Origin of the sequence: Planosporangium spinosum (genome assembly GCF_049999945.1) — a bacterium.
Lineage (GTDB): Bacteria > Actinomycetota > Actinomycetes > Mycobacteriales > Micromonosporaceae > Planosporangium > Planosporangium spinosum.
This window is the reverse complement of record NZ_JBLYUB010000006.1, coordinates 210,815-237,655: the sequence shown is the minus strand read 5'-3', so window position 1 is coordinate 237,655 and position 26,841 is coordinate 210,815. Positions and strand designations below refer to the sequence as shown.

24 protein-coding genes are annotated in these 26,841 nt (G+C 71.7%); 8 read left to right on the top strand and 16 right to left on the bottom strand.

Translation table 11 applies throughout. From position 1 onward, the window contains the following. The first annotated feature begins 63 nt into the window (after nucleotides 1-63). From ACNTMW_RS11110 to ACNTMW_RS11100, 3 genes are all read left to right on the top strand, one after another. The gene (locus tag ACNTMW_RS11110; RefSeq protein ID WP_426633353.1) at nucleotides 64-516 is read left to right on the top strand and encodes an SCP2 sterol-binding domain-containing protein; all 453 of its coding nucleotides are present in this window, start codon (nucleotides 64-66) and stop codon (nucleotides 514-516) included. Nucleotides 517-519: 3 nt separating this feature from the next. Then, complete coding sequence (locus tag ACNTMW_RS11105; protein WP_426633352.1) at nucleotides 520-1,734, top strand: acyl-CoA dehydrogenase family protein; 1,215 nt, start codon at nucleotides 520-522, stop codon at nucleotides 1,732-1,734. A gap of 110 nt (nucleotides 1,735-1,844) precedes the next feature. Continuing rightward, the gene (locus ACNTMW_RS11100; protein ID WP_426633351.1) at nucleotides 1,845-3,584 is read left to right on the top strand and encodes an AMP-binding protein; all 1,740 of its coding nucleotides are present in this window, start codon (nucleotides 1,845-1,847) and stop codon (nucleotides 3,582-3,584) included. Between the two features lie 60 nt (nucleotides 3,585-3,644). On the opposite strand, the gene purD is transcribed toward ACNTMW_RS11100, so the two are convergent. Continuing rightward, complete coding sequence (gene purD / locus ACNTMW_RS11095) at nucleotides 3,645-4,898, bottom strand: phosphoribosylamine--glycine ligase (RefSeq protein WP_426633350.1); 1,254 nt, start codon at nucleotides 4,896-4,898, stop codon at nucleotides 3,645-3,647. Between the two features lie 31 nt (nucleotides 4,899-4,929). Further along, complete coding sequence (locus ACNTMW_RS11090; RefSeq protein ID WP_426633349.1) at nucleotides 4,930-6,216, bottom strand: adenylosuccinate synthase; 1,287 nt, start codon at nucleotides 6,214-6,216, stop codon at nucleotides 4,930-4,932. 82 nt (nucleotides 6,217-6,298) lie between these two features. Here ACNTMW_RS11090 and ACNTMW_RS11085 point away from each other — a divergent pair, with 82 nt between their 5' ends. Together ACNTMW_RS11085 and ACNTMW_RS11080 are read left to right on the top strand one after the other, a co-directional pair. Beyond that, nucleotides 6,299-7,231: a diacylglycerol kinase family protein gene (locus tag ACNTMW_RS11085; RefSeq protein WP_426633348.1), complete on the top strand. Its 933-nt coding sequence runs from the start codon at nucleotides 6,299-6,301 to the stop codon at nucleotides 7,229-7,231. A gap of 188 nt (nucleotides 7,232-7,419) precedes the next feature. Continuing rightward, complete coding sequence (locus ACNTMW_RS11080) at nucleotides 7,420-9,426, top strand: MinD/ParA family ATP-binding protein (RefSeq protein ID WP_426633347.1); 2,007 nt, start codon at nucleotides 7,420-7,422, stop codon at nucleotides 9,424-9,426. Between the two features lie 129 nt (nucleotides 9,427-9,555). On the opposite strand, the gene ACNTMW_RS11075 is transcribed toward ACNTMW_RS11080, so the two are convergent. Beyond that, nucleotides 9,556-10,011, bottom strand: coding sequence for a DUF3151 domain-containing protein (locus tag ACNTMW_RS11075; protein WP_426633453.1), 456 nt, complete (start codon nucleotides 10,009-10,011; stop codon nucleotides 9,556-9,558). Nucleotides 10,012-10,136: 125 nt separating this feature from the next. On the opposite strand from ACNTMW_RS11075, the gene ACNTMW_RS11070 reads away from it, so the two are divergent. Then, nucleotides 10,137-11,333, top strand: coding sequence for an LOG family protein (locus ACNTMW_RS11070; RefSeq protein ID WP_426633346.1), 1,197 nt, complete (start codon nucleotides 10,137-10,139; stop codon nucleotides 11,331-11,333). A 60-nt stretch (nucleotides 11,334-11,393) separates the two neighbouring features. Here ACNTMW_RS11070 and fbaA read toward each other — a convergent pair whose 3' ends face one another. After that, a complete protein-coding gene (gene fbaA / locus ACNTMW_RS11065; RefSeq protein ID WP_426633345.1) occupies nucleotides 11,394-12,419 on the bottom strand; it encodes a class II fructose-bisphosphate aldolase in 1,026 nt (341 codons plus the stop codon). 202 nt (nucleotides 12,420-12,621) lie between these two features. Between fbaA and ACNTMW_RS11060 the strand changes: the two genes are divergently transcribed. Continuing rightward, nucleotides 12,622-12,927, top strand: coding sequence for a hypothetical protein (locus tag ACNTMW_RS11060; RefSeq protein ID WP_426633344.1), 306 nt, complete (start codon nucleotides 12,622-12,624; stop codon nucleotides 12,925-12,927). 7 nt (nucleotides 12,928-12,934) lie between these two features. Here ACNTMW_RS11060 and ACNTMW_RS11055 read toward each other — a convergent pair whose 3' ends face one another. The 5 genes from ACNTMW_RS11055 to amrS all read right to left on the bottom strand — a co-directional run bounded on the left by ACNTMW_RS11055 (nucleotide 12,935) and on the right by amrS (nucleotide 18,156). After that, nucleotides 12,935-14,317, bottom strand: coding sequence for an FAD-dependent oxidoreductase (locus ACNTMW_RS11055; RefSeq protein WP_426633343.1), 1,383 nt, complete (start codon nucleotides 14,315-14,317; stop codon nucleotides 12,935-12,937). A gap of 93 nt (nucleotides 14,318-14,410) precedes the next feature. After that, the gene (locus ACNTMW_RS11050) at nucleotides 14,411-15,505 is read right to left on the bottom strand and encodes an LCP family protein (protein WP_426633342.1); all 1,095 of its coding nucleotides are present in this window, start codon (nucleotides 15,503-15,505) and stop codon (nucleotides 14,411-14,413) included. Beyond that, the gene (locus ACNTMW_RS11045) at nucleotides 15,505-16,008 is read right to left on the bottom strand and encodes a SigE family RNA polymerase sigma factor (protein WP_426633341.1); all 504 of its coding nucleotides are present in this window, start codon (nucleotides 16,006-16,008) and stop codon (nucleotides 15,505-15,507) included. Before ACNTMW_RS11045 ends, ACNTMW_RS11050 begins: the two co-directional genes overlap by 1 nt. 226 nt (nucleotides 16,009-16,234) lie before the next feature. Next, a complete protein-coding gene (gene amrB, locus ACNTMW_RS11040) occupies nucleotides 16,235-17,026 on the bottom strand; it encodes an AmmeMemoRadiSam system protein B (RefSeq protein WP_426633340.1) in 792 nt (263 codons plus the stop codon). A gap of 32 nt (nucleotides 17,027-17,058) precedes the next feature. Beyond that, nucleotides 17,059-18,156 (bottom strand): AmmeMemoRadiSam system radical SAM enzyme, encoded by a 1,098-nt coding sequence (gene amrS, locus ACNTMW_RS11035; protein ID WP_426633339.1) that lies wholly within the window; start codon nucleotides 18,154-18,156, stop codon nucleotides 17,059-17,061. A gap of 171 nt (nucleotides 18,157-18,327) precedes the next feature. Here amrS and ACNTMW_RS11030 point away from each other — a divergent pair, with 171 nt between their 5' ends. Next, a complete protein-coding gene (locus tag ACNTMW_RS11030) occupies nucleotides 18,328-19,065 on the top strand; it encodes a DedA family protein (RefSeq protein WP_426633338.1) in 738 nt (245 codons plus the stop codon). 4 nt (nucleotides 19,066-19,069) lie between these two features. On the opposite strand, the gene ACNTMW_RS11025 is transcribed toward ACNTMW_RS11030, so the two are convergent. From ACNTMW_RS11025 to clpB, 7 genes are all read right to left on the bottom strand, one after another. Further along, nucleotides 19,070-20,719: a substrate-binding and VWA domain-containing protein gene (locus tag ACNTMW_RS11025; protein WP_426633337.1), complete on the bottom strand. Its 1,650-nt coding sequence runs from the start codon at nucleotides 20,717-20,719 to the stop codon at nucleotides 19,070-19,072. 198 nt (nucleotides 20,720-20,917) lie between these two features. Continuing rightward, nucleotides 20,918-21,604, bottom strand: coding sequence for a class II aldolase/adducin family protein (locus ACNTMW_RS11020; RefSeq protein WP_426633336.1), 687 nt, complete (start codon nucleotides 21,602-21,604; stop codon nucleotides 20,918-20,920). 31 nt (nucleotides 21,605-21,635) lie between these two features. Further along, on the bottom strand, nucleotides 21,636-22,016 hold the full coding sequence (locus ACNTMW_RS11015; protein WP_168074893.1) for an ArsR/SmtB family transcription factor: 381 nt from the start codon (nucleotides 22,014-22,016) through the stop codon (nucleotides 21,636-21,638). A gap of 57 nt (nucleotides 22,017-22,073) precedes the next feature. Beyond that, nucleotides 22,074-22,613, bottom strand: coding sequence for an orotate phosphoribosyltransferase (pyrE, locus tag ACNTMW_RS11010; RefSeq protein WP_426633334.1), 540 nt, complete (start codon nucleotides 22,611-22,613; stop codon nucleotides 22,074-22,076). A gap of 251 nt (nucleotides 22,614-22,864) precedes the next feature. Then, nucleotides 22,865-23,647 carry an SDR family NAD(P)-dependent oxidoreductase gene (locus ACNTMW_RS11005; RefSeq protein WP_426633452.1) on the bottom strand — a complete coding sequence of 261 codons (783 nt, stop codon included), beginning with the start codon at nucleotides 23,645-23,647 and terminating at the stop codon, nucleotides 22,865-22,867. Between the two features lie 95 nt (nucleotides 23,648-23,742). Continuing rightward, nucleotides 23,743-24,096: a hypothetical protein gene (locus tag ACNTMW_RS11000; protein WP_426633333.1), complete on the bottom strand. Its 354-nt coding sequence runs from the start codon at nucleotides 24,094-24,096 to the stop codon at nucleotides 23,743-23,745. A 123-nt stretch (nucleotides 24,097-24,219) separates the two neighbouring features. Then, a complete protein-coding gene (gene clpB / locus ACNTMW_RS10995; protein ID WP_426633332.1) occupies nucleotides 24,220-26,811 on the bottom strand; it encodes an ATP-dependent chaperone ClpB in 2,592 nt (863 codons plus the stop codon). Between the last annotated feature and the right edge of the window lie 30 nt (nucleotides 26,812-26,841).

Sequence of the window (26,841 nt, the reverse complement as noted above, 5' to 3'; positions counted from 1 at the left end):
CTACCTACTCGCTCGTAAGGTTACGCACGAGTAAGGTAACGCCACGCACCCGATGGGGGACCAATGACCGACATCACCGGTCTCGACTTCGCGACCGTCGAGCCCAAGCAGTTCGCCCAGATCGTCAAGAGCACGAAGGACTCGGAGATCTCCGAGCTGTTGCAGGGCGAGCACCGCAAGGCGATCCTCGACGCGATCTTCGAGAAGTTCCCGAGCCTGTTCCGCCCGGACCGCGCCGGTAACACCAACGCCGTCATCCACTGGAACGTCGGCGGCGCCCCCGACGGCGGCGTGGACACGTACGAGCTGGTCATCGCGGACGGCGCCTGCACGCTGTCGCCGAGCCCGGCGCACGACCCGAAGCTCGCGATCACCGTCGGCCCGGTCGACTTCATCAAGGTCGTGTCGGGCAACGGCAACCCGATGATGATGTTCATGACCGGCAAGCTGAAGGCCAAGGGCGACCTGGGCCTCGCCGCGAACATCGCCAACCTCTTCGACATCCCCAAGGCCTGAGCGATGCCGGAATTCTCGCTTGACCTGAACGAGGAACAGCGGGACCTGCGCGACTGGGTGCACGGCTTCGCCAGCGAGGTCGTGCGCCCGGCCGGCGCGGAGTGGGACGAGCGTGAAGAGACCCCCTGGCCGGTCATCAAGGAAGCGGCCAAGATCGGCCTCTACGGCTTCGAGTTCCTCGCCAACGCCTGGGCCGACCCGAGCGGTCTCTCGCTGTGCATCGCCAACGAGGAGCTGTTCTGGGGCGACGCGGGCATCGCCATGTCGATCTTCGGCACCAGCCTCGCGGTCGCGTCGATCTACGGCTCGGGTACGCCCGACCAGATGGTCGAGTGGGTCCCGCAGTGCTTCGGGGACGTCGACGACCCCAAGGTGGCCGCGTTCTGCACCACGGAGCCGCACGCCGGCTCGGACGTCGGGTCGATGCGCACCCGGGCCCGCTACGACGAGGCCACGGACGAGTGGATCCTGAAAGGGCAGAAGGCGTACGCCACCAACGGCGGCATCGCCAACGTCCACGTGGTGACCGCGAGCGTCGACCCGGAGCTGGGCTCGCGCGGACAGGCCGGCTTCATCGTCCCGCCCGGTACACCCGGCCTTGAGGCCACCAAGAAGCTGAAGAAGCTCGGCCTGCGCGCCTCGCACACCGCGGACGTGTTCCTCGACGAGGTGCGGGTCCCCGGTAGCTGTCTGCTCGGCGGCAAGGAGGCGCTCGACGAGCGGCTGGCGAAGGCCCGCGAAGGGCGCAGGTCCAGCGGCCAGGCGGCCATGCGCACCTTCGAACTGTCCCGGCCGACCGTCGGCGCCCAGGCGCTCGGCATCGCCCGCGCGGCGTACGAGTACGCGCTGGAGTACGCCAAGGACCGCGAGCAGTTCGGCCGGCCGATCATCGACAACCAGGCCATCGCCTTCGCGCTCGCGGACATGCGGATGGAGATCGACGCGGCCCGGCTGCTGGTGTGGCGGGCGGCGTGGATGGGTCGCAACAACCGGGTGTTCGAAGCCGGTGAGGGCTCGATGAGCAAGCTCAAGGCCGGCGAGGTCGCGGTGGCGACGACGGAGAAGGCGGTACAGATCCTCGGCGGCGCCGGGTTCGTCCGTGACCACCCGGTCGAGCGATGGTATCGAGATGCGAAGATCTATACGATTTTCGAGGGCACCAGCGAGATCCAACGACTGGTAGTCTCCCGCGCCATCTCCGGTAGGTACATCCGCTGATGTGCGCCGCCGGGAGGCGGCCGCGCCACCCGGTTCGCGGTTCGGCGGCCACCGATGAAATAGTGGATCGCGGTTACCGTGGGGGGCACCACGAGTGATAGGCAGATGACGTGGAAGCAGCCTTCCTGTTGCGGACGCTGGCCCGGCGTGGACTCCTCCGTCCCGGCCGACCGGACAAGGTAGCGCGGCAGCTCAACGCATTGCGCCGGTGGGGTTTCACCCTCACCGGCGAAATGCGTTCGGCGGCCGCCCGCGATCCTCGTCGGGTGGCGGTCATCGACGAGACCCGCTCGCTGACCTACAGCGAGCTCGCGGCGCGGTCCCGGCGGCTGGCCAACGGCCTGCGCGTCGGGTACGGGCTGGTCCCGGGCCAGCGGCTCGGCCTGCTGTGCCGAAACTCCGCGGCGATGGTCGAGTCGATGCTCGCCGCCGGCATGATCGGCGCCGATGTCGTCCTGGTCAACACCGGGCTCGGTCCGGACCAGCTCGAGACCGTCCTGCACAACCAGCAGGTCCGCGTCCTCATTTACGACGACGAGTTCTTCGAGATGGCGTCGGCCGTACCCGCGTCGGTGGCGCGGATCAGCGCCGACGGTGACGCCGGTCGCCCCACGCCCACCGTGGCGGGCCTGATCGAGGGCGCCCCGGGCGATGAGCTTCCGCCGCCTCCGCAGCCCGGCCGCACGATCGTGCTGACCTCGGGTACGACCGGCACACCGAAGGGCGCGCGCCGGCCGATCCCGCCGAGCTTCAGTCCGCTCGCCGCGGTGATCTCCCGGATCCCGATGTCGGCCGGTGAACGGATCTTCATCGCCGCGCCGCTGTTCCACACCTGGGGGTACGCCGGACTCCAGATCGCCCTGGCGCTACGCGCGACGATCGTGCTCCGGCGCCGGTTCGACCCGGTCGAGACGGTCACGGCGGTCAACGAGTACCGGTGCACGGCGCTGCTCGCGGTACCCGTGATGTTGCAGCGCATGCTCGACGCCGCACAGGGCCACCGGGTGAACACACCCCTGCGGGTGGTCGCGAGCAGCGGCTCGGCCCTGCCCGCGCCGATGATCGGCCGGTTCATGGACAGCTTCGGCGACGTCCTCTACAACCTGTACGGCTCGACCGAGGCGTCCTGGGCGAGCATCGCCACGCCGCAGGAACTGCGCGCCGAGCCGGCCTGCGCCGGCCGGCCGCCGACCGGAACCACGGTGCTGATCCTCGACCCGGCCGGAAACCCGATGCCGCCCGGCCACATCGGGCGCATCTTCGTCGGCAACGACATGCTCTTCGAGGGCTACACCGACGGTGGCAACAAGGAGTGGCGCGACGGCCTGATCGCGACCGGCGACATCGGCCACCTCACGCCGGACGGGCTGCTGCACGTCGACGGGCGCGAGGACGACATGGTCATCTGCGGTGGGGAGAACGTGTACCCGTCCGCGGTGGAGAACACGATCGCCGAGCTGCCGCAGGTCCGCGAGGTCGCCGTGGTCGGCGTCTCGGACCGGGAGTACGGCCAGCGGCTGGCCGCGTGGATCGTGCTCTACCCGGGCGAACACCTCGACTCCGAGGGCGTCCGGGAGTACGTGCGCCGGGCGATGGCCCGCTTCAGCGTCCCGCGCGACGTGCACTTCGTCGCCGAACTGCCGCGCAACGCGACCGGAAAGATCATGCGGCGGTACCTGAACGCACCGCCCGGTACGCCGACGAGCCCGGCACCGGCCGCTGGCCCGGTCAGCCCGGCCGCTCCCACGGGTCCGGCCGCCCCCACGGGTCCGGCGCCGACCCCGATCCGTCCCCGCTCGGCCGCCGACTCCAACGACGTCACGCTGCACCTGCCGCGCATCGTCGACTGACGGGATACGGCTGAGGTCACGGCCCCGCGGTCACCCGACCGGCGGGGCCGTGACGTCGCTTCAGGCGACCGGGATCGCGATCTCGCCGCGCTCGGCGGCCAGCGCGATGTCCCGCCGGTGGTGCGAGCCGGCCAGCCCGATCCGGTCGACCAGCGCGTAGGCCGCCGCACGGGCGGCCGGCAGGTCGCCGCCGGTGGCGGTGCAGCACAGCACGCGTCCACCGGCCGAGACCAGGGCACCGTCGGCGCGGCGGGCGGTGCCGGCGTGGATGACCCCGGGTACGCCGTCGGCGCCGGTGATGACATCGCCCTTGCGGGGCGTACCGGGGTAGTTCTCGGCGGCCACCACCACGGTCACCGCCGACCCGTCGCGCCACCGCAGCGGCGGGTGGTCGGCCAGGGTCCCCGTCGCGGCGGCACGGAGCAGCCCGGCCAGGGGCGTGTCCAGCAGGGCGAGGACGGCCTGGGTCTCCGGGTCGCCGAACCGGCAGTTGAACTCGATCACCTTCGGACCGCCCGCGGTGATCGCGAGCCCGACGTAGAGCAGCCCGGCGAACGGGACGCCGCGGTCGCGCATGGCGGCCAGCGTCGGATGCACCACGGTGGCCAGCACGGTCTCCACCAGGTCCGGCGGCGCCCACGGCAGCGGCGCGTACGCGCCCATGCCACCGGTGTTGGGGCCGGTGTCACCCTCGCCGACCCGCTTGAAGTCCTGGGCCGGCAGCAGCGGCAGCGCGGCCGTACCGTCGGTCACCACGAACAGCGACACCTCGGGGCCGGACAGGTACTCCTCGACCACCACCCGGTCGCACCCGGCCGCGTGGTCCAGGGCCGCCTGCCGGTCGGAGGTCACCACAACGCCCTTGCCGGCGGCGAGCCCGTCGTCCTTGACCACGTACGGCGCCCCGAACTCGTCGAGCGCGGCGGCCACCTGGGCGGCGTCCACACACACCCGGGACCGGGCCGTCGGCACGCCGGCGGCGTCCATGATCTCCTTGGCGAACGCCTTGGACCCCTCCAGCCGGGCCGCCTCACGGGACGGGCCGAAGCAGGCGATGCCCTTCGCCCGTACCGCGTCCGCGACCCCCGCGACCAGGGGCTGCTCGGGGCCGATCACGACCAGGTCGGCCCGCTCCTCGACGGCCAGGCCGGCGACGGCGTCGACGTCCGTGACGTCCACGGGTACCACCTGCACGAATGCCGCCATGCCCGGATTGCCGGGGGCGCAGATCAGCGAGGTGACGGACGGGTCAGCGGCGAGGGCGGCGGCGAGGGCGTGTTCACGCCCGCCCGAGCCCACGAGAAGGACACGCACACAGCGATCGTACGGAACGCTCCGGCGGCGATCAGAGCAGCGGGTGGCGTACCACGTTCTCGTCGCGGCCCGGACCGACGCCGACCGCGCTGATCCGGGTGCCGACCAGTTCCTCGACGCGCTCGATGTACCGGCGGGCGTTCTCGGGGAGCTCAGCCTCGGTGCGGCACTTGGAGATGTCCTCGTCCCAGCCGGGCAGTTCCTCGTAGATCGGCGTGGCGTGGTGGAACGCGGTCTGCGTCATCGGCATCTCGTCGACCCGCTCGCCGTCGATGGAGTACGCCACGCAGACCGGCACCTTCTCCAGCCCGCTCAGCACGTCGAGCTTGGTGACGACGAAGTCGGTGATGCCGTTGACCCGCGCCGCGTACCGGCCGACGACCGCGTCGAACCAGCCGCACCGCCGCTCCCGGCCGGTGGTCGTGCCGTACTCGCCGCCGACCTTGAGCAGGTGCTGGCCGTTGGCGTCGAACAGCTCGGTCGGGAACGGTCCCGCGCCGACCCGGGTCGTGTACGCCTTGGCCACGCCGATGACCTGGGAGATCCTCGTCGGCGGGACCCCGGCACCGACGCAGGCACCGCCGGCGGTCGGGTTGGACGAGGTGACGAACGGGTACGTGCCGTGGTCGACGTCCAGCAGGGTCGCCTGGGCGCCCTCCAGCAGGACGGTCCTACCCGCCTCGATCGCCTTGCCGAGCACCAGCCGGGTGTCGGCGATGTACGGGCGCAGTCGCTCGGCGTAGCCCAGGTACTCGTCAACCACCGCGTCGACGTCGATCGCCTTGCGGTTGTACACCTTGAACAGGATCTGGTTCTTCTCCCGCAGCACCAGCTCCAGCTTCTTGCGGAAGATGCCCGGGTCGAGCAGGTCCTGCACGCGGATGCCCATCCGGCCGACCTTGTCGCCGTACGCCGGACCGATGCCGCGACCGGTGGTCCCGATCCGCGACGAGCCGAGGTAACGCTCGACGACCCGGTCCAGGGCCCGGTGGTGCGGCATGATCAGGTGGGCGTCGGTCGAGATGAGCAGCTTCGACGCGTCCACCCCGCGTTCGGCCAGCCCGTCGAGCTCGGTGAGCAGCACCTTGGGGTCGACCACGACCCCGTTGCCGATCACCGGCACGACGCCGGGCGTCAACACGCCCGACGGGAGCAGGTGCAGCGCGTATTTCTGCCCGTCCGGCGTGATCACGGTGTGGCCGGCGTTGTTGCCGCCCTGGTACCGCACGACGTAGTCGACACGCTCTCCGAGCAGGTCGGTAACCTTGCCCTTGCCCTCGTCGCCCCACTGCGCGCCGATCAGCACGATCGCTGGCATCTTGAAGTCCGCCTTCCACAGGGTCGGTGCCGCTCGGCCGCGGCCAGGCCCCGGGGTGCAAGGCTAACAAGGAGGCAAAACGGTGTACGACGTGGTGCTGCTGACGCTCGAGGACGAGCCGGGCGGCGGCTGTTCCGGCGGCTGCTCGGACGGCTGTTCCAGCACGCCGCGCGTGCCCGTGCTGGCCTGCCGCGACGCGCTGGTCGCCGGTGGTGCCCGGGTCAGGACCGTCACCGCACACTCCGACCAGGAGATCGACGCGGTCCTGGACTCCACCGACGCCCGGCTGGTCGTCGCCGCTGCCACCGACGGCGAGGTGCGTGCGGTCGTGCGGCGGATGGTCCGGCGGTACGCGCCCCCGCCCAGCAAGCGCCCCGATGATCTTCCGGCGGACCGCACCCTGCCCGACCTGCCCCCGATCGGCATTCTTTCGATGGGTCCGGCCCGCGCGGCGTCGCGTGGCGGCCCGGACCCGTCGCCCACGGGGGGCGTGCAACTCGTGCAGCGGCTCGGCCTACCCAGCGAGCCGGCGCAGGTCGCCGCGGCCGTCCTGGCCGGGCACACCCGCCGGCTGGACCTGCTCCGCAACGACGGCGGATCGGTGACGCTGCACGGCGCGCTGCTCGGCGGCTCCGACGACACCGGGCGGGCGGTCCCGTACGCCGCTCAGGTCAATGTCGATGACACGGTGCTCAGTGACGGCAGTGAGCCCCTGCTCGCCGTGGCCATCGCCAACGGCGACGGGTACGCGACCGTGGACGACCTGCCGCTGGTGGCCAAGGCCGACGCCGCGGACGGCGTGCTCGACGTGGCGGTCGCGCTGCCGGTCACCTCCCGACGCTGGTTCGGCCGGCGGGAGGTACGCGTGGAGGTACGGCGGGCCCGCGGTCGCGCCGTCGCGGTCCAACCGTTCGCCGAGGTGCCGTTCGTCGACGACGGGGTGCAGAGCTCCCTGACGCGGAAGCGCACCTGGTGGATGGAGCGGGGCGCGTGGGCGGTCTTCTGCGCCGGCTAGGTCGCGCCTCTCCCGCGCCGTCCAGGCCACGCCGCCGGCTGGTCCGGCCGGTGCATGCCTGGTTTGGGCCGGTGCATGCCTGGTTTGGGCCGGTGCATGCCTGGTTTGGGCCGGCGTGCCTCGGGCAACGCGGTGACGTATTCAAAACCATGCGAGACTCTGCAGTGGTTTGAGAAGGGGGGTACGCCATGGAAGAGCCGTTCTGGCCGCCGGATGAGAACGTCGCGTCGTCCAGGGATGACCGCGGCGGGCCACCACGGGACCAGCCAGCCCCGGCCGCGCCCGGTCACCCGTCTCCTACCCCGCCATCCGGTCAGCCGCCGGCCGCCGTACACGGCCAGCCGGTGACGATAGACCCCACCACCCCGGCGTTCGCACCGGCGCACTCGCGCGACGAGCACCTCGGCTCGCCATGGACGCAGCCGCCGGCGCCGGCACCCACGCGGCCGGAGACCGTCCCCGGCGGTAACGGCCGACCGGGCGTACCGGCGGCACCGGAACCTCCGCTGCCACGCTGGCCCGGGCAGCCCGCCGCGGCCGTCTCCGCGCCCGCCGGGTCGCCCGGGCCCGAACCCTCACCCGTGCCCGAACCCTCGCCCGCCGGGTCGCCCGCCGCGCCGATCTCGGTACCTCCCGCGCCTCCCGCTCCGGGCTCGGTACCTCCCGCGCCTCCCGCTCCGGGCTCGGTGCCTCCCGCGTCCGCGGGACCGGTCCCATCGGTGCCCCCGGCGCCGGGGCCGGCGGCCGCTCCACCGGCGCCGGCGACCGCGACCGGACCGGCCGCGGCATCCGCACCGGCCAGCCCCGGCGAACCACCCACCAAGCCGCAGATCTCGTTCGGGCCGGGCATCTACCGGCCCGCGGACCCGCCTCCGGCGCCCGCGGTACAACCGGCACCTCCCGCGCCCCCGGCACCGGCCACGCCGGTACCTCCCGCGCCACCGGCTCCCGCTTCTGGGCCGGTTCCCGTGCCCCCGGCGTGGGCAACGCCGGCGCATCCGGCGGCACCGGTAAACCCCGCGCCGCCGTCGGGACCGGTGCCGGCAGGTCCGCCTGTGCCGCCCGGCGCGCCCGCCGGGTACCCCGCTCTGCACCCGCCGTCCGGCGGTGCGCCGTACCAGGCCGGCTCCGCGCCGCTGCCCCCGCCGCCGGCACCACCGACGCCGGTGCCGCACTCGCCGGCGCCCGGGGTCTACCAGACGCCGGGATATCCGCCGGTCGAGCGACCGGCCCCGCCCGCGCCACCGGACTGGGCCCCCGACGGCACCGTCACCGCGGAGGACTTCGCCCGCCGGCGCGCGGCGCGCCCGGTGGAGCCGGTCGCCACCATGGGTGTCCGGGGAATGCTCCGCAAGTCCACGTTCGGCATGGTCAACCTCGGCCCCGGGCGGCACGAGCAGGAGATCCGCCACGAGATCGAGACGGTGCGCCGCAACTTCGGCGGGCTGCGCCAGGTCACGGTCGTCAACCCCAAGGGCGGCGCGGGCAAGACCATGGCGGTACTGCTGCTGGCGATGACCTTCGGCCAGCGGCGCGGCGGGTACGTGCTGGCCTGGGACAACAACGAGACGCAGGGCACCCTCGGCATGCGCGCCCAGCAGGACTTCCACTCCCGAACCGTGCGGGACCTGCTGCGCGACCTGGACAACTTCCAGGGCGCCCACGGCCGGGTCGGTGACCTGTCGCAGTACGTACGGGCGCAGGGCGAGGGCATGTTCGACGTGCTCGCCTCCGACGAGTCGGCAACCGCGGGTGAGATGCTCACCGCCGCGGCTTTCGCCGACATCCGTGAGATCGTCAGCCGGTTCTACAAGCTGATCTTCGTCGACACCGGCAACAACGTACGGGCCGAGAACTGGCAGGCCGCGATCGACGCGACCGACCAGCTCGTCGTGACCATGTCGGCCCGTAACGACTCCGCGGAGACCGCCGCCCGGATGCTGGACTACCTGGAACAACAGGGTCTGCAGCGACTGGTTCGGCAGGCCGTCACGGTGGTGTCGATGCCGCCGAGCCGGCGGGAGCTCGACATCCCGGCGATCGAGCAGCACTTCCAGGCGCGTACCCGCCGGGTGCTGCTGGCGCCGTACGAGCGGCTGATCGACTCGGGCGAGCCGCTGCGGTACAACGGGCTGTCCTCGCAGACGAGGATGGCCTGGCTGAAGATCGCGGCAGCGGTCGCCGAGGGCCTCTAGACCAACACAACGTCCGGGGCGTTGTGGTCCTACGGCTACCCGTGAGACCACAACGTCCCGGAAGGTGTGACGATCATGGCGCCAACGATCATGGCGCCGTGACGATCACGGCGACGATCGAACGGCCGGTCAGCTGGACAGGGCGTCCCCGGCGGCCGGATCGCAGTCGCGCAGCAGTTGGGCGCAGCGCGCCGCCTCGTCGGACTCGCCGATCGCGTCGGCGGCCAGGGCAAGGACGTTCACGCAGCGCAGGAAGCCCTGGTTGGGGACGTGCGACCACGGTACCGGGCCGTGCCCGCGCCACCCGTTGCGACGCAGTTGGTCCAGCCCCCGGTGGTAGCCGGTCCGGGCGTACGCGTACGCGGTGACCGGGTCACCGGCGGCGAGTGCCAGGTCACCGAGGCGGGCCCAGGCGGCGCTGTAGGTGGGGAACCTGGCCGCGACCGCCTTCAGGTCCGACCAGCCGCGATCCGCACCGGCCGGGACGGTGTCGTCGTCACCCGCCCCAGCGGCGTCGAGCGCCGCGTCGGCGTCCTGGTCGGCGGGCAGCAGCGTGGGCGGCGGTGGTGGTAGCAGGTTCTGCATGTCGCCATTCAACTCCTGGGCCGGCGGCGTCGATGGCTGAAGGGCTGAGGTATTCGTCACGCCTACGGATACTGTGCCCACCGCCGCTCCACCACATCCACCGGCGACTACGGCAGGATGACCGGGTGCCGACACCACCACCCACCGATGTCATCGCGCTCCACGACGACACCCCGCACGAGATCGAGACGCGCGCCGAACTCGAGATACACCTGTCCGCCGGTACCCTCGGCGGCCTCGTGATCCTGGACCTGGACCTCGACGGCACGGCTGCGACGGCGGCGCTGTCCAGCGTGGACGTGCGCGACGCGCTCTTCGTCGGCTGCCGGTTCGCCTCGCCGGAGGTCAGCGCCGACCTGGTCCGTCGCGGCGCTCTCGTGGTGCCGTCGTTCGACGGCGTGCCGTACCCGACGCACCCGGGGCGGCTGTACACACCGGACGACCTCGCGGCCGGGTTCGCCCGGGGCGGTTTCGACAGCATGTACGACACGGTCGTCTACCACCACTTCCGCGCGGCGGGCGGTGCGCAGCCGGCGCCACGCGAGGCACTGGTGCAGCGGCTGCACGACAGCGGGATCGACAACGCACTGGCCGCCACCACCGACAGCTGGGTGGGCGCACACGGGCGGTCTGCCGCGATCGGGGTGATGGGTGGGCATGCGGTGCTGCGCGGCTCGACGACCTACCGGCTGGCCGCGACGCTGGGCCGGGAGCTGGCGCGGGCCGACCGGCTGGTCGTCACCGGCGGTGGGCCCGGCGTGATGGAGGCCGCGAACCTGGGCGCCTTCCTGGCCGAACGCACCACCGAGGACCTCGCCGCCGCGGTCGACACGCTCGCCGCCGCGCCGGACTTCCGCGACCACGACCCGTACACCGCCGCCGCGCTCAAGGTCCGCGCCGACTTCGCGGCGGATTCCGACGGCGGTCTCGGCTGGGCGCGGCACGGCGGCCTGTCGATACCGACCTGGCTGTACGGGCACGAACCGGCGAACCTGTTCGCCGCCCGGATCGCCAAGTACTTCTCCAACGCCATCCGGGAGGACACGATCCTGCGACTGTCCCGCGGCGGCATCGTCTTCGCGCCGGGCTGGGCCGGCACAGTTCAGGAGATCTTCCAGGCGGCGACGAAGACGTTCTACGCCACCGACGGGGTCAGCGGGCCGTACGTCTTCCTCGACACGGCGTACTGGACGCAGCGACTGCCGGTACGCGCACTGCTCGAACCGCTGCTGGCGAACGCGCCGGTCGGTGACCTGAGCGGCCTGATCCACGTCACCGACGACGTGGCCGAGGCGGTGGCGCTGCTGACCGCCGCCCCCTGACCGCGATCTTGGACACGTGGACCGGCCGTGGGCGGTCCACGTGTCCAAGATCGCCGGAAATCACTTGCTCATGCTCGTGCCGACCGAGCGCAGGTGCTGGCAGGCCTCCACGACCCGCTTGGCCATGCCCTCCTCGGCCGCCTTGCCCCACGTGCGCGGGTCGTACGACTTCTTGTCGCCGACCTCGCCGTCGACCTTCAGCACGCCGTCGTACTTGCGGAACATGTGGTCGGCGACCGGGCGGGTGAACGCGTACTGGGTGTCGGTGTCGATGTTCATCTTCACCACGCCGTAGTCCAGCGCCGCCCGGATCTCCTCCAGCAGCGAGCCGGAACCGCCGTGGAACACCAGGTAGAGCGGCTTCTCCCGGCCGTACTTCTTGCCGATCGCCTCCTGGATCTCCTTGAGGATCTCCGGCCGCAGCTTCACGTTGCCCGGCTTGTAGACGCCGTGCACGTTGCCGAACGTCAGCGCCGCCATGTAGCGGCCCTTCTCGCCCAGCCCGAGCGCCTCGACGAGGGCGAGCCCGTCATCGACGGTGGTGTACAGCTTCTCGTCGATCGCGCCGACGATGCCGTCCTCCTCACCGCCGACGACCCCGACCTCGACCTCGAGGACCACCTTCGCGGCGGCGGCCTCGCCGAGCAGTTCCTCGGCGATCTGCAGGTTCTCCTGCAGCGGCACCGCCGAGCCGTCCCACATGTGCGACTGGAACAGCGGGTCCTCGCCGCGCGCCACCCGGTCGGCGGAGATCGCCAGCAGCGGCCGGACGAACTTGTCCAGCTTGTCCTTCGGGCAGTGGTCGGTGTGCAGGGCGACGGTCACCGGGTACTTCTTGGCGACCTCGCGGGCGTACGCGGCGAACGCGGCGGCGCCGGTGACCATGTCCTTGACGGTCGGGCCGGACAGGTACTCGGCACCCCCGGTCGATACCTGGACGATGCCGTCGCTCTCGGCCTCGGCGAAGCCGCGTAGCGCGGCGTTCAGCGTCTGCGACGAGGTGACGTTGATCGCCGGGTACGCGAACGCACCGGCCTTGGCGCGGTCGAGCATCTCGGCGTAGGCATCTGGCGAAGCGATGGGCATTGCGGTGCTCCTTGGCTCTCAGGTCCGTCGGGGGACCCCGCTGTCCTCGACCCGCAGTATCCCGCAGCACTCCCGCCGACCGCGCGCCGACCCGGGCAACTCAACGGCTCCGGCAACCACCGGGTGGGTATCGGCCGGTTCGGAGAGCGCCAGCCCGTGTCTGGTGCGTACCGTATGAATGGGACGAGCGGTGGAGGCAACCATGACGCAGTCTGACGAGGTCTTCCCGGGCGACGGCAACGGCGACGACATCCCCGCGCCGGCGACCGAGGACCTGGAGGCGCCGCCGGCGGACGCGTTCGAGCAGACGATGCCCGTACACCCGGAGGACCTGCCGGAGCGCCCGCACGTGCCGCTCGACGCCAGCGAGGGCGACGCGATCGAGCAGGCGCTGCTGGCCGTCCCCGGCCACGAACCGGACCGGCCGCGGGTGCCCTTCGAGGCCAGCGAGGGCGACGCGGTCGAACAGGCGCAGACCGTAGAGTTCGACGACGACTACGACCGGTGACCGGCCGCTACGCGGGGTCGTCGGCCGTCTCCACGGCGACGGCCGCCTTGCGGGCCGCGACCAACACCGGGTCCCAGACCGGGGCGTACGGCGGCGCGTACCCGAGGTCCAGGGCGGTCATCTCCTCCACCGTGGTCCGGTGCCACAGCGCGGTGGCCAGGACGTCGATCCGCTTGGCGGCCTCGGACCGGCCGACGATCTGGGCGCCCAGCAGCAGGCCGGTACGCCGCTCCGCGAGCAGCTTGACCGTCATCTGCTCCGCGCCCGGGAAGTAGCCGGCCCGGTTGGTCGAGGTCACGACCGCGGTCACGTACTCGTAGCCGGCCGCCGTGGCGTCGCGCTCCCGCAGGCCGGCACGCCCCACCTCCAGGTCGCACACCTTCGTCACGGCCGTGCCGACCACTCCGGGGAACGTCGCGTACCCGCCACCGATGTTGATCCCGGCGACCCGGCCCTGCTTGTTGGCGTGGGTGCCCAGCGGCACGTGCACCGGTCGCCCGCTCACCCGGTGCACCGTCTCGACGCAGTCACCCGCCGCCCACACCCCCTCGGTCACGCGCATCCGCAGGTCGGTGACGACCCCGCCGGTGCGGCCGACCGGGAGCCCGGCCGCCCGCGCCAGGTCGGTGGCCGGGCGTACGCCCAGGCCCAGGACCACCACGTCGGCCGGTAGCACGCCGGCGTCGGTGACCACGCCCGACACCCGGCCGTCGCGCTCGCGCAGGCCACCCACCGTGACCCCGGTACGCACCGCGATCCCCAGACCCTCGACCGCCTCGCGCACCAACGCGCCCATGTCGGGGTCGACGGTCGACATCGGCTCGCTGGCCCGCTCGACGATCGTCACCCGCAGGCCCCGCCGGACCAGCGCCTCGGCCATCTCGACGCCGATGTAGCCGGCGCCGACGACGACCGCCTCCCGCGGCCGGGGATCGGAGTCCAGCCAGGTCATCAGGGCCGCGCCGTCGTCGAGGGTCTGCACGCCGAACACACCCGGCGGCTCGCCGTCGGCCCACTCCGGGCGTACCGGAACCGCGCCCGGCGCGTACACCAGGTCGTCGAACCGCTCGTGGACGGTTTCCCCACCGCGGTCGAGATCGCGCGCGACGACCTGGCGGCCGTCCAGGTCGATCGCGACGACCTCGTGGCGCAGCCGGACGTCCATGGCGTACTCGTCGCGGAACGTGGCGGGGGACCGCGCCACGAGGTGGTCGGGGCCGTCGACCAGACCACCCACCCAGTACGGGATGCCGCAGGAGGAGTACGAGGTGAAGTGGCCCCGCTCGAAGACCACGATCTCCAGGTCGTCGCGGCCACGGCGGCGGCGGGCCTGGGAGGCGGCGGACATCCCGGCGGCGTTCCCGCCGATCACCACAAGTCGTCGGGCCATCGCACCATTGTCTATGCCGGGGTCCACGTCGTCGGAGTCCGGTCCCGGCCGCCGGTCCTCCGAGCACTGCCCCGGACGCCGGTCGACGGGGCCCTACCTCGTCGGGCCTCCGTCCGGGACGACGATCATCGGGGTTGCGGACGGGGAAGCCATCATCAACTGCCTGTGGGCCAGCCACCGGTCGATGTTGTCGTCGCGGAGCGCGGCGAACAGCTCGGCGGCCTTGGGCGTGGCCGTCAGGGCCGAGACACCGGACTGCTCGTCCTGGACGACCGGCACCTCGTCGCCGTCCAGACGGGTGTCGGGCAGGTCGCGCAGCTCCGCGACCAGGTCGACCAGCTCGAAACGCGGCAGGGTGAGCGTCATCGCGTCGCCGACGGCGCGGAGGACCCGGTCCAGCGTCACCGGGTTGGTCAGCAGGTCGGTGTGGCCGGCCTCGTCGAGCAGCGCCGCGATGAACTGCCGGGCGTGCCGGTCGCGGTCGAGCGCGCCACCGGGCAACCCGTACCGCTGGCGCAGCAGGTCGAGCGCCTGGTCGCCGGACAGTCGCTGGCACCCTGGCTCGAACACCCGGTCCGTGTGGATCGACACCACGCGCTGGTCGAGACACATCGGTACGCCGCCGAGCGCGTCGGTGAGCCGGCTGAGCCCCTCGAACCGCATCTCGGCGGTGCCGTCGACGGTCAGCCCGGTCAGGTTCTCCACGGCCTTCCGGGCGAGGTCCGCGCCACCGAACGCGTACGCCGCGTTGATCTTGTCCCGGCCGTGACCGGGGATGTCGACCAGCAGGTCACGGGGGATGGAGACGAGGTACCCGCGATCATGCGACGCCGGGATGTGCATGATCATGATCGTGTCGGCCCGGACCGGATCGGCCGCCGCCTGACCCGGCCTCCGGTCCAGCCCGAGGACGAGGAGGTTGAGCGGGCCGGTGACGGCCGCGGCGCGGGTCCCCCCGCCGGCCGCGGTCCCGACCCCGGGCGCGTACCGGTCGCGGAGCAGGTGGGGCACCAGGACCGGCCCGGCCGTCACGACGAGCGCCGCGCACGCCGCCGTGACCGACGTCCACACCGCGCGCCGCCGCCGCACCCGCCGGACGCCCGCGTCGATGGCGGGGCCGAGCAGCGCCGCGTCCGGTACCAGGTCCTCGTGCCGGGCGAAGGTGGTCCGCAGTTCGTCTTCGATCATCACTTCGCATCCCCACTGACAGCCATGGCGGGCACCATCCGGGTCCGTAGCGTCGCGAGCGCGCGCGAGACGTGCGCGCGCACCGTACCGACGGCACAACCGAGAACCTCGGCGATCTCACCGTCACCGAGGCCCTCGTAGTAGCGCAGTACCAGGGCGGCGCGCTGGCGGCGTGGCAGCCGGGCCAGCAGCGCCCACATCTCGTCCCGCGCGGCCGTCCGTTCCGCGTGGTCGCCGGTGCGTTCGCGCGGCTCGTCCGGGTCCGCCCGCAGGGTCACCAGTCGCAGCCAGGAGCCCCGACGCAGGTCGATGTATGCGTTGGTGAGCATCCGCTGCACGTACCGCTCGGGCTGGTCGGCCCTCGACACCCGGCGCCACTTCAGCTGTACCCGGATCATGGTCTCCTGGACCAGGTCCTGGGCGGTGTGCGGATCGCCGGTGAGCATGACGGCGTAGCGCAGCAGCGCCTGCAACCGGGAGCGGACGAACTCCTCATATGTCACGCGTACCTCCGAAGGCCTCACCTCATAGACGGGCCGAGTCCGCCGCTCTGTTGCACCCGCCGTCAATTCCCCGTCGACAGGTCCGGCCGTGGGCTCTCACGGAGGTGTACGGCAACGCCCGGCCGGACCCCGGTCCGGCGACCCTACCCCCGGTCCGGCGGCCCTGGGTCCTGGTCCGGCGGCCCTGGGTCCTGATCCGGCGATCCTGGGTCCTGATCCGGCGGTCCTAGTCCGGCGCGAAGGCGATGGCGGCGTAGCCGACCACCCGGGTCGGGTCGCCGGTGCTCTCGGCGCTGGTCGAGTAGTCCAGCAGCCGCGCCCGCAGGTCGTCACGGCGAGCCCACTCCACCAGGCCGCGCAGTGCGAACACGCCGCACGCGTCGGACACCCCGATGGCGTCGGCGGCCAGGTCGTCGACCGCCCGGAGGGTCTGCCGGTCGTGCCGGCGGGCCCGTTCGTCGGGCAGGTAGTGCGACAGGTCGGTGCTGCACAGGACGACCGTGCCGGCCGGGTCCGGCGCGACGGCGGCCCGGACCGCGTCGGCCACGTCGGCCGGCTCGGCCCGGCCGACCACGACCGGCAGCACCGGTACCTCGCCCAGCGCCCGCCGCAGGAACGGCAGTTGCACCTCAAGGGAGTGCTCGGCGGCGTGCGGAACGTCGTCGACGGCCGCGTACCCGGCCGACGCCAGGCTCTCGGCGCGCCGGTCGACCGGCAGCCCGCCGAGCGGGGTGTCCCACCGCTGGGCACCGGGGACGACGCAGCCCCGTACCGGTTGCCGGTGCGACGGGCCGGCCACGACCACGCGGTCCACCTCGGCGGCGTGGGCACGCAGCCGGGCGTACACCTGCGCCGCGGTCGGGCCGGAGTACCGGTAACCGGCGTGCGGTACCACGTACGCCGGCGCCAGCACGTCGTCGTCCGGTACGGCGACCGCCTCGAGCAGGTCATCGATCTCGGCGGCGAGTTCCCGTGGGTCGGCCGGGTAGAACAGCCCGGCGACCGCGGGCGGACGCACGGTGGTGACGGCAGTACGGGGGCGCAGCGCCATCACAGCCCCAACCGCACCGGTACCCGCCGTGGCCCCCACGCGCCGACCGGGCCGTCGAACCGGCCCGGCAGGGCGGTACCGCAGGCGGTGCACCGGCCGTCGTCGGTCAGCCGGTAGTCGTCGATGACGTACCAGTCACGCACCACGACCGGCTGGTGGCAGCCCGGGCAGGTGGTGGTCTGGCCCTCCGGGTCGTGCACGTTGCCGGTGTAGACGTAGCGCAGGCCGTGCTCCCGCGCGATGTGCCGGGCCCGGCGCAGGGTCGCCGGTGGCGTGGGCGGGACGTCGCGCATCTTGAAGTCGGGGTGGAACGCGGTGAAGTGCAGCGGCACGTCCGGACCGAGGTGCTCGGCGAGCCAGGCGCACTCGTCCGCGATCTCGGCGTCGGAGTCGTTGTGGCCGGGGATGAGCAGCGTGGTGATCTCGAACCACACGTCGGTGCCGCGCAGGTACTCCAGCGTCTCCAGTACGACCGGAAGCTTCGAGAACGTGATCTTTTGGTAGAAGGACTCGGTGAAGCCCTTGAGGTCGATGTTGGCCGCGTCCATGTGCCGGTAGAACTCCGCGCGCGGTGCCGGATTCATGTACCCGGCGCTCACCGCCACCGCCCTGATCCCGCGCTCCCGGCAGGCGTCGGCCACGTCCATCGCGTACTCGATGAAGATCACCGGGTCGTTGTAGGTGAACGCGACGCTGCGGCAGCCGAGGTGCTCGGCCGTCGCGGCCAGCGCCGACGGCGCCGCGGCCGAGGTGAGCGTGTCGATCTCCCGGGACTTGGAGATGTCCCAGTTCTGGCAGAAGCGGCAGGCCAGGTTGCAGCCCGCGGTACCGAACGACAGCACCGCCGAGCCGGGCAGGAAGTGGTTGAGCGGCTTCTTCTCGATCGGATCGACGCAGAACCCGCTGGATCGGCCGTAGCTGGCCAGCACCACCCGGTCGTCGACCCGGCCGCGCACGAAGCACAGGCCGCGCTGGCCCTCGTGCAACTTGCAGGCCCGGGGGCAGACGTCGCACTGGATCCGCCCGTCGGCGAGCCGGTGCCAGTACCTCGTGGGCACCGTGTACGGGTCATCCAGGCTGAGCGTGTCAGCCGCCACGGCTCCCACGCTACGCCCGCGCCGGCCTCGCGACGACGGGTATCCGGCCGGGCGGCGCGGGTATCCGGCCGCGCGGCGGGATGGCCCCGGATCGGATGAACCGGACCACCCGGTACGGGCATACCACCGGTAACCTGGTTGCCCGTGGATACCGCCGAGAAGACACGTGCCTTGAGCGACACCCTTTCGCTCAACCCGCTCGATGCCAAGGGCCTGCTCAAGACGTTCGGCCTGGTCGGCATCTGGGTGATCATGTTCGCCGAGACCGGCCTGATGGTCGGCTTCTTCCTGCCCGGTGACTCGCTGCTGTTCCTGGCCGGGATCGCGGCCTCCCCGGTGGCGGAGGAGATCGTCAAGGTCAAGCTCTCGCTGGGCTGGATGCTGCTGGTCACGCCGCTCTGCGCGATCGCGGGCGCCCAGGTCGGGCACTGGCTCGGGGCGCGCTACGGCCGGCCGCTGTTCGCACGCCCCAACTCGCGGCTGTTCAAGCAGGAGTACGTGGAGAAGGCGGAGTACTACTTCAACAAGTACGGGCCGGCGAAGGCGGTCGTGCTCGCGCGGTTCATCCCGATCGTGCGCACGTTCCTCAACCCGGTCGCCGGCGTCCTGCGGATGCCCGCCCGGGAGTTCTTCATCTGGAACGTGATCGGCGGCATCCTGTGGACCGACGGGATCATCCTGGCCGGCTGGGCCCTGGCCAAGCAGATCACCAACGTGATCCCGCCGGAGAAGATCGACTCGTACATCATCCCGGTCACGCTGCTGATCGTGGTGCTGTCAGCGATCCCGATCATGATCGAGACCGGTCGCGGCTATGCCGAGCGCCGGCGTAACCGGGCCGCGGCCGGGCGGCACGAGGCCGCCACGGCCCGCCGCGAGCCGGTCGCCCCGCGCCGCGACGAGGTCTGACGGTTCAGCTACGCAGGAGCGCCTCGAGGAAGATCGAACCGATCTCCTCCGGGCGCTCCACCTTGAAGGCCTTGCCCCCGGAGGTCTTCGCGATGGCGTTCAGCTCGTCGAGGTTGACCTCCGGCCCGAAGCCCAGCAGCACCACCCGGATCGGTTTGGTCGGGTCGGTCAGTTTCTCCAGTTCGAGCTGGACGTCGTCGAGTGTGAGCCCGTCGGGCTTGGTGTTGCCGCCGCTGGTGAACACCAGCACGGTGTTCGAGCGGTCCGGGTCCCAGCCGTCCCGGACCGCCCGGTACCCGGCGAGCACCGTCTCGTAGAGCCCCCGCTCGGTCGTCGGCACCGACTGGCTGCTCATGATGCCAAGGTTGATCTTGTCGCGTTGCACCGCGCCGAGCTGCCCCATCGGCACCTTCTCGCGGTAGGCCCGGCCGCCGTCCAACCCGGCCGCGAACTCCCAGGTCGCCATCTCGCTGTCATCGGTGAAGAGCTTGAGGCCCTCCAGCTGGGTCTTCTGCACGATCTGCAGCAGTGGCGGCCCACCGGGTACCAGCGGCCCGGCCGTGGCAGCCGTGATGTCCGTGGACGACACGATCCGGGACGGGATCTTCGCCGCGCTCCAGACGCCGAGTACGTCGGCGATCTTCTTCGGGTCGTCCAACGGATTGCCCGCGACCGGATCGGCCGTGACGCCGTGACCGGTCGGGAAGCCCGCGTCCGCCGCGCCGCTCGGGTCCCGGAACGCGGCCCTGGCCAGCACCTGCCGGGCTGCCGGCGCCTGGAGCGCCGCACGGAACAGGTCGGCCGCCCGGGCGACCGCCCGGGGCTTGCCCGCGACCCGCGCGTACGGGTAGTCCAGGACGTACCCGGCATCCAGCGGTACCGCGACGAGCGGCGTGGCGGGCGAACCGGCGTCGTGGGCGACGACGGCCTGCTCGGTCAACGGGGCCACCGTCTGCCCCTGGCCGAACCCGGCGAGCACGGCGGCCCGGTCGGCACCGACGGCAACCGTGCGGTACGCACCGACGAGCGCTGGGAGCTGGGCCGGGCCGGTGGCCACCGCGTCGTACGTCAGGACCGCGCCGACCAGGCCGGCGGCGTCCCGACGAGGCTCTGCGATCCCGAGCCGGACGTCCTTGTCCTGCCCGCGCAGCGAGCGTCGCAGCAGGTCGGCCACCTCCTGGCCGGTCAGCCGGCGTGGCGCGCCGCCGGTGACCGTCCCGGCGAGCGGCTCCGGCATCGCGAGGACGACCGGGCTTGTCGCCACGGACGCAAAGTCGTCGTCGAAGGCGTCCCGGTTGACCGCCCGGACCCGGCCGGTCCACGAGCTCGAGTCGGGGATCCAGACGGCGGGTACCTCGTCGTCGGCCGGCGTGGGCACCGGCCTGGCCGCGACGTTGATGTAGGCGCCGGCACCCGCGCGGACCGCGAGCGCGTTCGCGACGTCGGCCGCCGGTACCGGGTTGACCTGGATCCGGATGCAGTTGTCGTCCACCCGTGGGTCGGTGGCGGCCCACCGCGCCGCGATCTCACGTACCGGCGGGTAGATGTCGGGGTTGACGGCGACCGTCAGGGGCACCCCGGCGGTGCAGCCGGCCGCGCCGGCGGTGACGGCACGGACGGCGACGACCGTGCCGGCGACGAGTAGGACCACCACGCCGAGGCCCACGGGCCCGCGGATGGAGCGGCCACCGGGTCTCTGCCCGGTCGCGGCGTGCCGAGGCTCCACAGTTCCCCCTGCTCAGACCGTTGGCTCCGGCGCAAGCTTAGGGGTAGATCGAACGAACACGATAGGTACGCGGCGCAACAGCCACCCGAGATGACGCAGCGCCGGCCGCCGCCTCACCCAGCGTGGTCAGACGGTGCCCTGGGTACCCGCTTCAACGGCCCGGACGAACTCCGGCGGGCAGTCGGGCAGTGCGTCGCCACGCCCCAGCACGAGCGCCTGATACGTCAGCCGGGCCGCCTCCTCCAGGTACAGCGCCCGCTTGTGGGCCAGCTCGACACTGTCGGCCAGCACGGAGCAGCCGTGGTGGGAGAGGATCACGCAGTTGGTGCCGTCGCCGACTGCGCGCGCGACGTCGTCGGCCAGCTCGGCGGTGCCCGGCAGCCGGAACGCGGTGGTGACGATCCGGCGCAGGTAGAAGGCGTGGTCGGTGGTGACCAGCCGGATCCGCTCCCCGAGGGCGTCCAGCAGCAGCACGGTCTGCGGGTGCAGGTGGACGATCGCGGCCACGTCGGGGCGCTGCCGGTACACGGCGAGGTGCAGCGGCAGTTCGGAGGTCGGCGGAGGGCCGGCCGCGGGTCCGGGCCGGGCGTCCGTCGCGGTCGGGACCGTGGCGCCGTCGGAGACGCGCACGCGTGCGAACGCCGCGCGGTTCAACCGGTCGAGCCAGGTACCGGCGGCGGTGACCCAGAAGTCGCCGCTGTCGGGGACCCGGGCGGACAGGTTGCCGCCGGAGCCGACGACGAGACCCGCGCGGACCATCTCGCCCCCCACATGAGTGAGCTGGTCGCGCGGATCTCCATCGCTGTAGTTCACGTCCGCCCCGGATCAGGGGCGCGGTGTCCGGTCAGCGCGCCGACTTCTTGGTGGCGCGCTTACGCGGCGGCGTGAGCAGGTCGGCAATCGTCCCGATCGCAGCCGGAACGATCCGGTAGAACGCCCACACGCCCCGCTTCTCCCGCTCGAGCAGTCCAGCCTCGGTCAGGATGCGGAGGTGGTGGCTGACCGTCGGCTGGGACAGGCCCAGCGGAGCGGTCAGGTCGCAGACGCAGGCCTCGCCCTCCGGCGCCGACTGGATCAGGCTCAGCAGCCTGAGTCGGGCCGGGTCGGCGAGCGCCTTGAGCACCCCAGCGAGGCGCTCGGCGTCGGCACGGTCGATCGGTTCGCCGGCAAGCGGCGAAATCTGAGGCATTGTCATCTCGGCCAGCGCAGTTCCCACGAAATCCATCCTTCCACCAACAGCATCGACCCGCCTGCATATCCGCAGGTCCGAATCGACAATTTTTCAGACCGCAAGGCCGAGGTCGGTCAGCGAGAATACTGAGCGGTAGTTCAGCCCCGCGGTCCGAACGGCATCCCCCGCTCCGCGATCCACGATCACCGCCACGCCCACCACCTCGGCTCCTGCCTGCCGGAACGCCTCCACCGCCGTCATGACGCTCTTACCGGTGGTAGAGGTGTCCTCGACGGCGAGCACCCGACGTCCCGCCACGTCGGGGCCCTCAATCCGCCGCTGCAAGCCATGGACCTTCTCCGCCTTGCGCACGACGCACGCGTCAACCGCCCGGCCACGCTCGGCAGCCGCGTGCAACATAGCCGTGGCGACGGGATCAGCACCCAGCGTCAACCCGCCCACGACGTCGAACTCCCAGTCCGCGACGAGATCGAGCATCACTCGCCCCACCAGTGGTGCGGCTGCGTGATGAAGGGTGATCCGGCGAAGGTCCACATAGAAATCCGCCTCGCCACCCGAAGACAAGCTCACGCGGCCGTTTACCACAGCTAGTTCAGTGATGAGTTTACCGAGATCGTCACGTTCGGTCATGCTGAAAAGCGTACTGGTCACACGGTCGACGGACACGAACGCCCCACTATTCCGGCAGTCACATTCTTCCAGTTGGTGGCAGTCACGGCCACTACAACACCGACGACACGCCGGATACTGACGCATATCGTTGTGACGAGCGTCGCTTTCTTGGCGATCAGACCAGCTTGTCGGCACCGGTATGGTAGAGACGCCCGAAATATCCCAAATGTTATTGGTTCAAATGAATAATTTGCGCAAAACGGGGTAGGTCACTGCCGGCCACGTGCATCTTTTGACACGGTTCGTACCAGCCCCTGCGGAAGATGACGCATGCCGAACACCGCGACTTTGTACTTCCAGTCCGGCACGCTCACGATCTTTCCGCGCCGTAGATCGCGCAGCCCGTCCCGGACCACCTCTTCGGCGCTCAGCCACAACCACCCGGGCATCATCGACATGTTTATCCCGGCACGATCGTGAAATTCAGTACGGGTGTAGCCGGGGCAGAGGGCCATCACCCGTACCCGTGACGACCGGACCGACTCGGCGATCGACTGACTGAAGTTCGTCACCCACGCCTTGCTCGCCGAGTACGTCGACCCGGGCATCGGCGCGCCGAACCCGGCGACCGACGAAACGTTCACGATCTCGCCCCGTCGGCGCTCCACCATGCCCGGCAGCGCCGCCAGGGTGAGCCGCATGACGGCGTGCACGTTCAGCCTCAGCAGCCGCTCCTCCTGTGCCACCGTCGAGCGCAGGAACGGCGTGTTGAGGCTGATACCGGCGTTGTTGACCAGCAGGTCGACCGGCGCCGCCGGGTCGGCGAGCCGGGCCTGGACCCGGTCACTGCCCTCGGCCGTGGACAGGTCGGCCGGCAGGGGAGTCACCCGTACGTCGTGCCGTTCGGTCAGCTCGGCGCCGAACGTGCCCAGCCGCGCCTCGTCGCGCGCGACCAGAACCAGGTCGTACCCCTCGACGGCGAGCCGGCGCGCGAACGCCGCGCCGATACCGGCGGTGGCCCCGGTGACCAGTGCGGTCTTGGTCAAGGTGATCTCCTCGATGGCAGCGCGGATCCCCGCTGGCAGCGAATATGTCAGACCATGGGCGCGCAGGGAAAGCGGTCACCCCGGCCGTGGGCGAAGGGGGATCAGGCAGGCTCGCCCTCGGGCCGGGCGGCCGCGTACTCGGCGACGGTGGTGCGGTTGCGCAGGCAGCCGACGAACGTCTCGACCGGGGAACGGTCACCCGCCAGCCGCTGCCACGCGTCCTGGCCGGCCTGCGGGTCGAGCCGGCCGAGCAGAACCGCTGCGTACACCCGGCCGGCCGGCGAGCCCCGGTCGAGCAGCCGGTCCAGGCGTGGCCGCAGCGACGGCGACAACCGTTCGGTGACCAGGTCGAACGCCCTGGTCACGTCCAGTACCTGGCCGGCGAAGCCGACCCCGCCGAAGGCCACGACGTCGGCCCGCTCCAGCTCCCGCAGGCACCGCTCCAACTCGTCCATCCGCCCACCCTCCTTGTAGATCTTGGACTCCGACCGGTCCGGCCGCGGGCTCCGCCGGGCGGCCCGGACCGGTCGGTTGACGGGCGCGTGGCACCGCCACGTGTCCAAGATCGGTGGAACCGGTCACGCCGCGCGGACCGTCAACGACCTCTTGTCGTCAGCCAGGTCCACCACGACCCGATCGCCGTCGCGAACCTCGCCACCCAGCAGCGCCTTCGCCAACTGGTCGCCGATCGCGGTCTGGATCAGCCGGCGCAGCGGCCGGGCACCGTACACCGGGTCATACCCGTTACTGGCCAGCCAGTCACGGGCCGGGTCGGACACCTCCAGTTCCAGCCGGCGGTCGGCCAACCGCCGGGCCAGCCGGTCGAGCTGGATGTCGACGATCGACTTCAGGTGGTCGCCGGCGAGGGCGGCGAAGACCACGATGTCGTCGAGGCGGTTGAGGAACTCGGGCTTGAAGTGGCTCCTGACCACCGCCATGACCGCGTCGCGGCGCTGCTCCTCAGTGAGGGTCGGATCGGCGATGACCTGGGAACCGAGGTTCGAGGTGAGTACCAGGATCGCGTTGCGGAAGTCGACCGTACGGCCCTGGCCGTCGGTGAGCCGGCCGTCGTCGAGTACCTGCAGCAGCACGTCGAACACGTCGGGGTGGGCCTTCTCGACCTCGTCGAGCAGGATCACCGAGTACGGCCGGCGGCGCACCGCCTCGGTGAGCTGGCCGCCCTCCTCGTACCCCACGTAGCCGGGCGGGGCACCGAGCAGGCGGGCCACCGAGTGCTTCTCGGCGTACTCGCTCATGTCGATGCGTACCATGGCCCGCTCGTCGTCGAACAGGAACTCGGCGAGGGCCTTGGCCAGCTCGGTCTTACCGACCCCGGTCGGGCCGAGGAACAGGAACGACCCGGTCGGGCGGTCAGGGTCGGCGATGCCGGCGCGGGCCCGCCGTACCGCGTCGGAGACCGCCGCGACGGCCTCGTCCTGGCCGACCACCCGTGAGCGCAGCGAGTCCTCCATGCGCAGCAGCTTGGCGGTCTCGCCCTCGAGCAGGCGGCCGGCGGGGATACCGGTCCACGACCCGACGACGGTCGCGATGTCGTCGGCGCCGACCTCCTCCTTGAGCATCGCCCCGTCGTCCTGGAGCGCCGCCAGCTCCGCCTCGGCGTTGGCCAGCCGGCGCTCCAGCTCCGGGATGCGGGCGTACCGCAGCTCGGCCGCGCGCTCGAGCTCGGCGTCGCGCTCGGCGCGCTCGGCCTCGCCGCGCAGCCGCTCCAGCTCCTCCTTGGTCGAGGAGATCGCGGCGATGTGCTGCTTCTCGAACTGCCACCGCTCGGTCAGCGCGGTCAGCTGCTCGCGCCGGTCGGCCAGCTCGGCGCGCAGCTTCTCCAGCCGCTGGGCGCTCGCCGGGTCCGGCTCCTTGGCCAGGGCCATCTCCTCGATCGCCAGCCGGTCGACGGCCCGCTGGATCTCGTCGACCTCGGTCGGCCGCGAGTCGATCTCCATCCGGAGCCGGGACGCGGCCTCGTCGATCAGGTCGATGGCCTTGTCCGGCAGAAACCGGTCGGTGATGTACCGGTCGGACAGCGCGGCCGCCGCGACCAGGGCGCCGTCGGTGATCCGCACGCCGTGGTGCACCTCGTAGCGCTCCTTGAGGCCCCGCAGGATGCCGATGGTGTCCTCGACGCTCGGCTCGCCGACCAGGACCGGCTGGAAGCGCCGCTCCAGCGCCGGGTCGGCCTCGATGTGCTCGCGGTACTCGTCGAGCGTGGTGGCACCGACCATGCGCAGCTCGCCGCGGGCGAGCATCGGCTTGAGCATGTTGCCGGCGTCCATCGAGCCCTCGGCCTTGCCGGCACCGACGATGGTGTGCAACTCGTCGAGGAACGTGATGACCTTGCCGTTGGAGTTCTTGATCTCCTCCAGGACGCTCTTGAGCCGCTCCTCGAACTGGCCCCGGAACTGCGCACCGGCGACCATGGCAGCGAGGTCGAGCGAGACCAGCCGCTTGTCGCGCAGCGACTCCGGCACGTCGCCGGCGACGATCCGCTGGGCCAGTCCCTCGACGATGGCGGTCTTGCCCACGCCGGGCTCGCCGATGAGAACCGGGTTGTTCTTGGTACGCCGGGAGAGCACCTGGATGACCCGGCGGATCTCGGAGTCGCGCCCGATGACCGGATCGATCTTGCCGTCACGCGCCCGCTCGGTCAGGTCGACGCCGTACTTCGCCAGGGCCTGGTACGTCTCCTCGGGATCGGCGCTGGTGACCCGCCGGTCACCGCCCCGCACCTGGGGGAACGCGGCGACCAGGCTGTCTTCCGTGGCACCGGCGCGGCGCAGCAGGTCGCCGACCGCGCCGCCGACCCGGGCCAGCCCGGCGAGCAGGTGCTCGGTCGACACGTACTCGTCGCCCAGCGGCCGGGCGATCTGTTCGGCCGACCCGACGGCGTTGGCGAACTCGCGCGAGACGCTGGGCTCGGCCACGGAGGAACCCCGGGCGGAGGGCAGCTTCTCGACCGCGCGAACGGCCTCACGGCGTACATCGGCGGGGTTCGCGCCGACCGCCCGCAGCAGCGCGGCGGCGGTGGAGCCCCCGGTGTCCAGCAGGGCGAGCAGCAGGTGCCACGACTCGACCGTGGCGTGGCCGCGGGTGGCGGCGATATCGACAGCCGCCTTGATGACCTCACGACTCTTGGTGGTCAGACGTTCGGCGTTCATCGGCTCCTCGGGCTTCGTCAGGGTGCCACG

Coding starts and splice junctions, on each gene's coding strand:
- ACNTMW_RS11110 (WP_426633353.1), top strand. CDS start 64: ATGACCGACATCACCGGTCTCGACTTCGCGACCGTCGAGCCCAAGCAG.
- ACNTMW_RS11105 (WP_426633352.1), top strand. CDS start 520: ATGCCGGAATTCTCGCTTGACCTGAACGAGGAACAGCGGGACCTGCGC.
- ACNTMW_RS11090 (WP_426633349.1), bottom strand. CDS start 6,216: ATGCCAGCGATCGTGCTGATCGGCGCGCAGTGGGGCGACGAGGGCAAG.
- ACNTMW_RS11080 (WP_426633347.1), top strand. CDS start 7,420: ATGGAAGAGCCGTTCTGGCCGCCGGATGAGAACGTCGCGTCGTCCAGG.
- ACNTMW_RS11075 (WP_426633453.1), bottom strand. CDS start 10,011: ATGCAGAACCTGCTACCACCACCGCCGCCCACGCTGCTGCCCGCCGAC.
- fbaA (WP_426633345.1), bottom strand. CDS start 12,419: ATGCCCATCGCTTCGCCAGATGCCTACGCCGAGATGCTCGACCGCGCC.
- ACNTMW_RS11060 (WP_426633344.1), top strand. CDS start 12,622: ATGACGCAGTCTGACGAGGTCTTCCCGGGCGACGGCAACGGCGACGAC.
- ACNTMW_RS11055 (WP_426633343.1), bottom strand. CDS start 14,317: ATGGCCCGACGACTTGTGGTGATCGGCGGGAACGCCGCCGGGATGTCC.
- ACNTMW_RS11050 (WP_426633342.1), bottom strand. CDS start 15,505: ATGATCGAAGACGAACTGCGGACCACCTTCGCCCGGCACGAGGACCTG.
- ACNTMW_RS11015 (WP_168074893.1), bottom strand. CDS start 22,016: ATGGATTTCGTGGGAACTGCGCTGGCCGAGATGACAATGCCTCAGATT.
- pyrE (WP_426633334.1), bottom strand. CDS start 22,613: ATGACCGAACGTGACGATCTCGGTAAACTCATCACTGAACTAGCTGTG.
- ACNTMW_RS11000 (WP_426633333.1), bottom strand. CDS start 24,096: ATGGACGAGTTGGAGCGGTGCCTGCGGGAGCTGGAGCGGGCCGACGTC.
- clpB (WP_426633332.1), bottom strand. CDS start 26,811: ATGAACGCCGAACGTCTGACCACCAAGAGTCGTGAGGTCATCAAGGCG.